7 protein-coding genes are annotated in these 9170 nt (G+C 61.5%); 4 read left to right on the top strand and 3 right to left on the bottom strand.

Annotated elements, in window-relative coordinates; translation table 11 throughout:
* Positions 1 to 971: alpha/beta hydrolase-fold protein (locus JNL55_RS29865; protein ID WP_293863216.1), on the top strand; the 971-nt coding region annotated here is incomplete at its 5' end.
* Here the strand turns inward: JNL55_RS29865 and JNL55_RS29860 are convergent.
* Positions 934 to 2640, bottom strand: coding sequence for a serine hydrolase domain-containing protein (locus JNL55_RS29860; RefSeq protein WP_293863214.1), 1707 nt, complete (start codon positions 2638 to 2640; stop codon positions 934 to 936). The two genes, JNL55_RS29865 and JNL55_RS29860, sit on opposite strands and share 38 nt — an antisense overlap.
* Positions 2641 to 2793: 153 nt before the next feature.
* Here JNL55_RS29860 and JNL55_RS29855 point away from each other — a divergent pair, with 153 nt between their 5' ends.
* Positions 2794 to 3528 (top strand): lysophospholipid acyltransferase family protein, encoded by a 735-nt coding sequence (locus tag JNL55_RS29855; protein ID WP_293863212.1) that lies wholly within the window; start codon positions 2794 to 2796, stop codon positions 3526 to 3528.
* Here the strand turns inward: JNL55_RS29855 and JNL55_RS29850 are convergent.
* Entirely contained in the window at positions 3525 to 4373 is an 849-nt protein-coding gene (locus tag JNL55_RS29850) for a cation diffusion facilitator family transporter (protein ID WP_293863210.1), read from the bottom strand. The two genes, JNL55_RS29855 and JNL55_RS29850, sit on opposite strands and share 4 nt — an antisense overlap.
* A 330-nt stretch (positions 4374 to 4703) precedes the next feature.
* Between JNL55_RS29850 and JNL55_RS29845 the strand changes: the two genes are divergently transcribed.
* A complete protein-coding gene (locus tag JNL55_RS29845) occupies positions 4704 to 5435 on the top strand; it encodes a glycosyltransferase family 2 protein (RefSeq protein WP_415923187.1) in 732 nt (243 codons plus the stop codon).
* 303 nt (positions 5436 to 5738) lie between these two features.
* The gene (locus JNL55_RS29840; protein WP_293863206.1) at positions 5739 to 8432 is read left to right on the top strand and encodes an EAL domain-containing protein; all 2694 of its coding nucleotides are present in this window, start codon (positions 5739 to 5741) and stop codon (positions 8430 to 8432) included.
* On the opposite strand, the gene nadC is transcribed toward JNL55_RS29840, so the two are convergent.
* Positions 8429 to 9170, bottom strand: a 742-nt coding sequence (gene nadC, locus JNL55_RS29835; RefSeq protein WP_293863204.1) for a carboxylating nicotinate-nucleotide diphosphorylase, incomplete at its 5' end; no start/stop codon positions are given. The two genes, JNL55_RS29840 and nadC, sit on opposite strands and share 4 nt — an antisense overlap.

The raw sequence follows: 9170 nt of genomic DNA, 5'->3' as shown, positions 1-9170 counted from the left end.
TGAATGCAGCCGCTTCGGTGCAAACGTTGTCGTCCACCTGGGTCCAGCGCATGCCCGAGACCCTCATCGTGGGTATCGTGAACACCGAGCGCGACCGGGATTTTCGTCCGCCGATGGTGCCGACCGCGCCGGACTCGGAGACGTTCGCTGCCGACAAGTTTCTGGAATTCATCGTCGATGAATTGATTCCCTGGACTCAGGCGCATTACCGGACTGCCGCGTATCGCGTGTTGGCTGGGCACTCTGACGGCGGGCTGTTCACGTCATACGCGCTGGTGAACCGGCCGAAAGCATTCCAGTCCTACATTGCATTGAGCCCGGCGCTGCAAGAGGCCAAAGGCAGCACACTCGCCGACCTGCAGTTGGCGCTGACGCGTGTCGACGCTCCGTTGCAACTTTTCCTGAGCTGGTCAGGCACTGACATCGCTATTCGAGCGTCGACGCAGAATCTGGTGACTGCGCTCACCAAGAGGCCGCCGTGCAACGTGCGATGGACGCATCGTGAGTATCTCGACGATACGCACGCCAGCACGTTTCATCGCGGCTTGTACGACGCCTTGGAATGGGCATTCGCCGGTTGGCCTATGCCGGTACCCAAGGACACGACCGCTTTCGAACCCACGATCGCGGAGATCGATGCGCACTACGCGGCGCTCTCGAAGAAGTTCGGTTTTCAGGTCATCGCGCCGCCGAACGCTTTGCATCGCGCCGCGCAGGCGTTGATGAAACGCAAGCAGACCGAGGCCGCGCTCGACGTCTGGCGACGCACGGCTCGCGACTATCCGTATCTGACCGACGGCTATTCAAGCCTCGGCCGAGCGCTGGAGCAGCTGGGTCGGACCAATGAAGCGCGCCAAGCCTATGAGCAGGCCCTGCGTGTGAGCGCGGAGAGCCAAAGTGCTTTCAACGATACGCGCTCCCTTCAACAGAGGGTCAAGGCACTTCGGTCGCAGCCCGAGTCACAGCGCTGACGACGCGTTCGAACCGGACGTCTTTGATCCAGCCGAACTGATGAGTGAGATCGAGTCCGTCGATCTCGCCGTTGGCCTGGCGCGTGAAGCGCACGACCATGCGTTCGTCGATAGCCACGAACTCATCGGCTAGTACCGGTTGGAAACCGATGCCTTCGAGGAAACTGCGACCGTTCACGATGTGCGCGACGAGCTTGCCTTCGCGCACGCTGAACCGATAAGTCGCATCCAGGTCGGCGCTGTAGTAATCGCCTGCGACCGCGAGCAATTGCTGGGCGGTCGGTGTGGCGAGTTCAATGCGAGAGAACACGCCGCTGCCATATTTGCGTCCCTCGCGTTGCTCGAGCGTTTGCGCGGGTGCGTCCGTCGGGCCGCCGAATTCGATGATGATGTTTTCCTCGTTGCGAAAGCGCGTGCCCCCCAGCGGCAGGTAGCGATAGCGCTTGGCATCGCCATCGATGATCAGTGCATCAGCGTCGGCTTGCACGAACATGGGCAAGCGAAACTGCGATTCGCGATAGACGCCTGCGAGCCGCTGCAACTGCGCGAGCGGCAGCTGCACGCGTTCGCCAGTCTCCGTCGTGCCTGGCGGAGGCAATCCCAGATACGGATCCGTCACGGCCATGACCACTTCGTGCGCATACACGCCGTTGTTACAGAAGCCGAAGACCCCCAACGCGCGATCGGGAAACATCATCGCGAGCGCTTGATAACCATCGCCTGCGCCGCTGTGGCCGACTTGTCGTACGCCACGATACGAATGCAGTCTCAAGCCGAAACCGTAATCCACTGGCGTGCCATCGCGCAGCGTGCCGTGACGACGCAGCAGCTCGGTCAGTTGCGTGCCACCCGGTAACTTACTGCGCTTGGCGAACAGGTTCGTCGCCCACTTCGCATAGTCATCCAGCGTCGTCATCACGCCAGCCGATCCCCAGGTCGCCGACGCTTCGCCATCAGTGTTCCGCCAACCGCCCGAGCGGCGTGAATAGGGCATCGCGCGGCCAGCGCTACCGCGAGTCTGTGAGCCGAAGTAGGAGTGCTTCATGCCCAGTGGTCGGAAGATGTTCTTTTCGACGAAGGCAGGAAACGGTTGCCGCGTGGTGCGCTGGATGATTTCCGCCAGCAACAAGTATCCAGCATTGCCATACATGTATTGCGTGCCCGGTGCGAAGTTGAGTGCGCGCTGCCGTGCTAACAACGCCACACGGCTCGACTGCGATTCATAGCGTTGCGGCTGACCGGTCAGCGGCACGATCCGGCCATGATCACGGATCCCGTCGGTGTGATAGATGAGCTCGGCGATGCTGACGGGCGTTCCATAGTCGGGCATTTCTGGCAGGTACTTACGAATGTCATCCTGCAGCCCGAAATACCCCTGATGAGCGGCGATGGCGGCCGCTGCCGCGGTGAATTGCTTGGTGACTGAGGCGACACCGAAGATCAGATCAGGCGAGTTGCGCGCACCGCTGGTCAGATCCGCGAGACCGTAGGCTCCTTTGAATGCCCACTTGCCGTTGTCGAGCACACCTACTGCGCAGCCGGGCTCGCCTGGCTTCTCGAAACCGGCCAGCACGGCTGCGGTTGCTGCTGCATCGACGGGTGCGCTGGCCGATACGGTGGACCATAGGCTCAGCCACAGAATCGCCACCACGCATTCGATCCGCCGCATGTCGCCCGCCTGCCGAAAAAGTGCCTTACAACGGCAGACGCCGACATTGGCAAATTCCTCACGGCGACAATGGAATTCTTGCCGGCTGCGGCGGTGGTCCCGCTGAGCGAGCCGATCCTTTAAGATCCGTCCCCGCAGTCATCAGGAGCCAGAGTGTCAGGAGAAAGTGCGCCGCCGCCGCGGCCCGTGCGTACCAAATCGCAGCGCGAGCTGACGCCCGCGCGCATGTTCGTCTACCGGCTTGCGGTGTACCTCGGTGCTTTCATTCTCGAGGTGCTGTGGCGTACCAGCCGGCTGAAGATCGTCGGTCTGGATCGGCTGGAGACATTGCTGAAGGAGCAGGGTGCGGTGGTGCCGGTGTTCTGGCATCAGCATTTGCTGTTGGCCGCGCGCTTCATGTGTTCCAACAAGATTAAAGGCATGAAGCCCGGCTTCATGATTTCGCCGTCGGTCGATGGCCAGGCGCCGACCATGCTGGCGCAGCTCTACGGTGCTCATGTAGTTCGTGGGTCCGGTTCGTACACGGGCGTGCGGGCGGTTCGCGGTGTTTACAACGCCATCGTGAAAGAAGGCATCTCTCCCACGATTACGCCGGATGGTCCGCGCGGTCCTCGGTTCAAGATGAAGGCCGGCGCCATCTTCACCGCACAGATCAGCGGCAAGGCGGTAGTACCGATTGCCTATGCAGCTAGTCCCGCGAAGTTGCTCAGGACCTGGGACAAGTTCGTCATCCCGTTCCCGTTTGCCAAACTGCGTATCGCCATCGGCGAGCCGTACTTTCCTCAGAAGCGGATGACTGAGGAGGAGATGGAGGCGGCACAGCTCGAGCTGGAGCGTCGTCTGCACGAGACGTACAAGATGGCCGCGCAGGCGCTGCGCGAGAGCTAGCCTCTCGCGACTCGATCTGCTTTGAGCGGTGCCTGCTCGCCGCAATCTTTGTCGACGCAATCTTCCACTTCGATCTGAATGGTCGCGTGCGTGATGCCGAAGCGCTCGGCTAGCAGCGCTTTGGTGTCTTTCAGCACCAATGCTTGATCGGCCGTGGCGCTGACCAGCGCGTGCATGGTCAACAGCGTTTCCTGTGGGCCGACCGACCAGGTGTGCACGTGATGCACATCGACGATGGCTGGAATCTTTTGCTCCAGCGTGCGGCGAAGCTCGCCTTGGTCGAGCCACTCCGGGGAGCCTTCCATGAGGATGTGAGCCGAACGTCGCACCAGCTTGATGGCGCTCCTCACGATCAAGGCGCTGACGAAGATCGACAGGATGGGATCGATGGGCAGCCAGCCGGTCCACATGATGACCAGCGCGGCGACGATGGCGCCGACCGAGCCGAGCAGGTCGCCCATCACGTGCAGGGCTGCGGCGGAGACGTTCATGTCGTGTTTGTCGCCTCGGGTCAGCATGGCGAACACGATCAAGTTGACGGCCAGGCCGAGGCTGCCGATCCACAGGATGGCTTGGGCATTCACGGGCACTGGGTTCAGCAGGCGCTGGATGGCCTCGACCCCGATCCACGCCACGATGAATAGCAGCGCGCAACCGTTGACGAATGTGGCCAACACTCGCAGGCGTTGATAGCCGAAGGAGCGTTTGGCGTCGGCCGGTCGCGAGGCGATGCGGACGGCCGCCCAGGCCAGGGCCAGAGCAGCTGCGTCGGTCAGCATGTGGCCAGCATCGGCGACCAGCGCCAAAGATTGCGCCAGGACGCCGCCAGCGAATTCGACCAGCATGAAGAGCGCGGTCAGGACGAAGGCGATGCCCAGGACGCGGCCGCTAGCGCCGGCAGTGTGGTCGTGATCGTGCCCGCCATGGTCGTCATGGCCGCCGTGACTATGACTGTCATGATCGTGGCCATGGCCAGCGTGACTATGGCCCGCATGATCGTGCCGGCCGGATTGGGCGGCCGGGCCATGCCTATGGCTGCTAGGCGTGTGGCTGTGCGAGCAATCGCTCCCATGCCCGCCGGGCCCGTGCCGGTGCTGGTTCATCTGGGCAGCATAAGGCGATTGGTTTTCCCCGGCCAGCAGTCCAACCCAACTGCCCTTATAATCCGCGCGCTCATGAAAATTTCCGTCGTCATTCCAGTCTGTAACGAGGCTGACAATGTTGGGCCGCTGGCCCGCGAAATCCAGGCCGCTCTGGCCCACCACCAGCCCTTCGAAATCATTTTCGTCGACGACGGCAGCACCGATGGCACGGTCGCGGCCGTTCAGGCTGCGCGCAGCGGCGGGATCCCGGAGATCCGGCTGCTCGAGCACTCCCAGCGTTGCGGTCAGAGCCGGGCAGTTTGTTCAGGGGTGGAAGCGGCGCGCGCGGAATGGGTCGCGACCCTGGATGGCGATGGCCAAAACGATCCTGCCGATATTCCCGAATTGATCAAAGCGGTCGCCGCCGGTGACGACCAGCTGAAGCTGGTGATGGGTAACCGCACCACACGCAAAGACACCTGGCTGCGCCGTTTTTCCTCGCGTGTGGCGAATCGAGTACGCGGCGGGCTGCTTCGTGACGGCACCCCGGACACCGGCTGCGGCATCAAGCTCATGCACCGAGCCACGTTCATGCGGCTGCCCTGGTTCAATCACATGCATCGCTTCTTGCCGGCCTTGTATCAACGCGCCGGCGCGCGGGTGGTCTCCGTTCCGGTCCGGCATCGGCCGCGCACCCGCGGCATCTCCAAATACGGCCTGAGCAATCGGCTCTGGGTCGGCATCGTCGATCTGTTCGGCGTGCGTTGGCTGATTCTTCGTAATCCTCCGTCGATCCGCATCCGGGAATCCCTGCCTGGCGAATGAGGTAACGGTCTGACGGCTAAACCGTCCGATCGCGCACGCCTGCATACAGAAATGTCGCTGATTAGCGTCGAGGGTCGAGTGAGAAACTTGGCAGCACGCTTTTAATCGCATATTTTGCTGTGCCACAATCGGACGATCGCCGCATTGCTACTCTTATTCGCTCAGCAAATGCAGTGGCGGCGCGCGTAAAAAAAGTTTCGGTTCGGGAGGGTGCCCTGAATGGCGAACGATACGAATCGCGGCCCGTCGTTGAGACCGCGTTGCTTCGGCTTGGCGTTTAGTCGTCACTGACGCGCGCTGCCTGTGGCAAGCAATCCAACAGAGCATGCGACGGCGCTGGCCACACCCAGCGGCGATACGTTGTTTACTGCGCGTTCGCGTCGCAGTTCCAAGGCCGGACTGGACGTCCTGCTCACCAAAGCGTCCATCGACTTCCAGAACCTCACGGTCGAGCGCGACGATCCGTTACTGAAACAAAACCTCGAGGCGTTGCGCGAAGCTGCCGGCCTCGATGCCGTAGTGATCGCGACCTTCGACGACGCTCACAAGAGCATCGAGCACGTGGTCGCCGCCAGCGGCCTGTTCGCGACCTTCAATCCCATCGTGTTCCACGGCGAGCCGCTGGAACGCTTGCCGTATATTCGTAACAAGCTCGGCCATCTGCGCATCATGGAGATTCGCGATACCGCGCATCCGCGGCGCGAGCTGTTGGCGGAAGGCGTGCGGTTTGCGTCGTTACACATCGGTGCCGCGCTGATCGTGGGCGTGGCCATTCAGGGACGCGTACAGGCGTTCATTGCGCTGTGCTCGACCCTGCCGCGCGATTCTTGGGATGCCAATCTGCACTTGATGCTCAAGCTGCTCGGCTCCAGCTACTCGAGCGGCATCGAACGGGTGCGTTACCAGCGCCACTTCACCGACATCGAAGAGCGTAACGAACTGGCCTTGCACGGTGCCAACGACGGCCTGTGGGACTTCGAGGTGGACACTCGCAAGACCTGGTTCTCGCCACGCTGGAAAGCCATGCTCGGTTACAGCGACGATGACGTCGAACCGCTGACCGACTGGCAACAGTTATTACATCCTGATGACACGATTCGCGTCAGCTCGGCGCTGCGCGATCATTTGTCCGGTAAAGAGCCCTTGTTCGAGAGCGTGCATCGGCTGCGTCACCGTGACGGTGTGTGGCTGTGGGTGGAGAGTCGCGCCAAGGCACGACTCGATGAGCACGGGCGCGCGCGACGCATCGTCGGCGTCGATCTCGACGTCACCGAGCGCAAGCTGTACGAGGAAGCGCTGTTCAAGGAGAAGGAAAGCGCGCAAATCACGCTGCAATCCATCGGCGACGGCGTGATTACCACCGATTCGAAGTGCCGCATCGAGTATCTGAATCCGGTAGCTGAACAGCTCACCGGCTGGCGTCTGGAGCATGCCCAAGGTCGGGTCATCGACGAGATCTTCCGCAGCTTCCACGAAGAGACTTGCGAGCCGTTGGAGAATCCGCTGGCGGTGGCGATTCGTCGCACGCGAGCCATCAAGTCCGTTCGCCCGACGCTGCTGATCCGTCGTGACGGCAACGAGTTGTACATCGAGAGCTGTGCCTCGCCGATTCGCGATGGTGCCGGCGCCGTGTCCGGCGGCGTGCTGGTGTTCCATGACGTGAGCGAAAGCCGCGAACTGAATCGCAAGCTGTCCTATCACGCGAGTCACGACATTCTGACCGGCTTGGTCAATCGACGTGAGTTCGAGTCGCGATTGGAACGAGCGCTGAAGAGCGCCAAAGCGCGCGAAGCTTCGTATGCGCTGTGCCACATCGATCTGGATCAGTTCAAGATCATCAACGACAACTGCGGCCACAGCGCTGGCGATGCATTGCTCGGCCAGGTCGGCGCGTTGCTCAAGTCGAAAATTCGTTGGCGCGATACCGTGTCACGACTCGGCGGCGACGAGTTCGGCGTGCTGTTGGAAAGCTGCTCGTTGGAAGAAGCTGTGCGCAACGCTGAGATGCTGCGCGAGGCCATCCGCAACTACAAATTCGTTTGGGAAGAGCGCACGTTCCGTCTCGGTGCCAGCATCGGCGTGGTGCCGCTGTCGCCGGAGAACGAGGACGTGGCGTCGTTGATCTCGGCGGCCGATAGCGCTTGCGCTGCTGCCAAAGAGAACGGTCGCAATCGCATCTACAGCTTCCAGGAAAACGACATCGACCTGATGCGTCGCCGCCGCGAAATGCAGTGGGCTGCGCGTATCAACAACGCTCTGGAAGACAATCGTTTCGAGATTTTCCGCCAGGTCATTCAACCGCTGCAGCCGCAGTACGCGAACTCCGGGTTGCACTACGAGTTGTTGCTACGGATGCGTGACGAGGCCGGCAAGATCGTGGCGCCGGATCAGTTCATCGTCGCGGCCGAGCGTTACGGCCTGACGCCGAACATCGATCGTTGGATGATCGAACATGCGTTGCGCTGGCTGGTCTCGGAGGCGGATGAGCGCGAGAAGTTGGAGCTGTGCTCCATCAACCTGTCGGGCCAGAGCTTGGGCGACGACAAGTTCCTGCCGTTCGTCATCGATCATTTCCATCGCAGCGGCATCGATGCCTCGAAGATCTGCTTCGAGATCACCGAGACCGCGGCCATCGCCAGCTTCTCGCAAGCCAACCGGTTCATTCATGCGCTTAAAGAGCTGGGCTGCCGGTTCGCGCTGGACGACTTCGGCACCGGCTTGTCATCGTTCGGTTATTTGAAACACTTCCCCGTGGATTTCCTGAAGATCGACGGTAGCTTCGTCAAGGAAATCTTGCACGACCCCATCGACCGGGAGATGGTCCGCTCGATCAATGAAATCGGTCATCTCACCGGCAAACAGACCATCGCCGAGTTCGCCGAGAACGTGGAGATCATCGAGATGCTGCGCAGCTTGGGCGTCGATTACGCCCAAGGCTATGGCATAGCGACGCCACAGCGGGTGATGAAACTGGCCTCGGGCAGCGAGGCCTACTAGGCGAAGCGCATCGACAAGTCCACGGCCCTGACGTGCTTCGTCAGGCCGCCGACGGAGATGAAATCCACTCCTGTCTCCGCCACCGCTCGCAGCGTCTCCAGCGACATGTTTCCTGACGCCTCGAGCGTGATCCCTTTGTTTTCATGCTCGCGGGTGACGCGCACAGCCGTTCTCATGTCGTCGTGAGTGAAGTTATCCAGCAGGACGCGATCCACTTTCGCGGTCAGCGCCTGCTGTAGCTCATCGAGATTCTCCACCTCGACTTCCAACAACACTTGGCTATTGATTCGCCGGGCTTCGGCGACGGCGGCAGCGATAGAGCCAGCCGCGGCGATATGATTTTCTTTGACCAGAATGGCATCGAACAACCCGATGCGATGGTTTGTGCCGCCGCCACAGCGCACCGCGTATTTCTGTGCGAGCCGCAAGCCTGGAATGGTTTTGCGAGTGTCCAGCACTCGGCACTGCGTGCCTTTCAGCGCTTCGGCGTAACGGCTCGTCTCGGTTGCCGTGGCTGAAAGAGACTGCAGATAGTTCAGCGCCGTCCGCTCGCCGGTCAGCAGCGCCCGCGACGGCCCGGACAACTCACACAGCAGCTGATTGGGTTTGACGCGGTCGCCGTCCGCGACCTTCCACTCGATGCGCACCTTGCTATCGACTTGACGAAATACTTCGTCCACCCAGGCGCGCCCACACAGAGTGGCGTCCTCGCGCGTGATAACCGTTGCTCTGGAAGTG

The sequence above is a fragment of the Steroidobacter sp. genome, from assembly GCF_016790065.1.
Classification (GTDB): domain Bacteria; phylum Pseudomonadota; class Gammaproteobacteria; order Steroidobacterales; family Steroidobacteraceae; genus Steroidobacter.
Note: the sequence above shows the minus strand (reverse complement) of the source record. Positions and strands in the feature narration are given on the sequence as shown.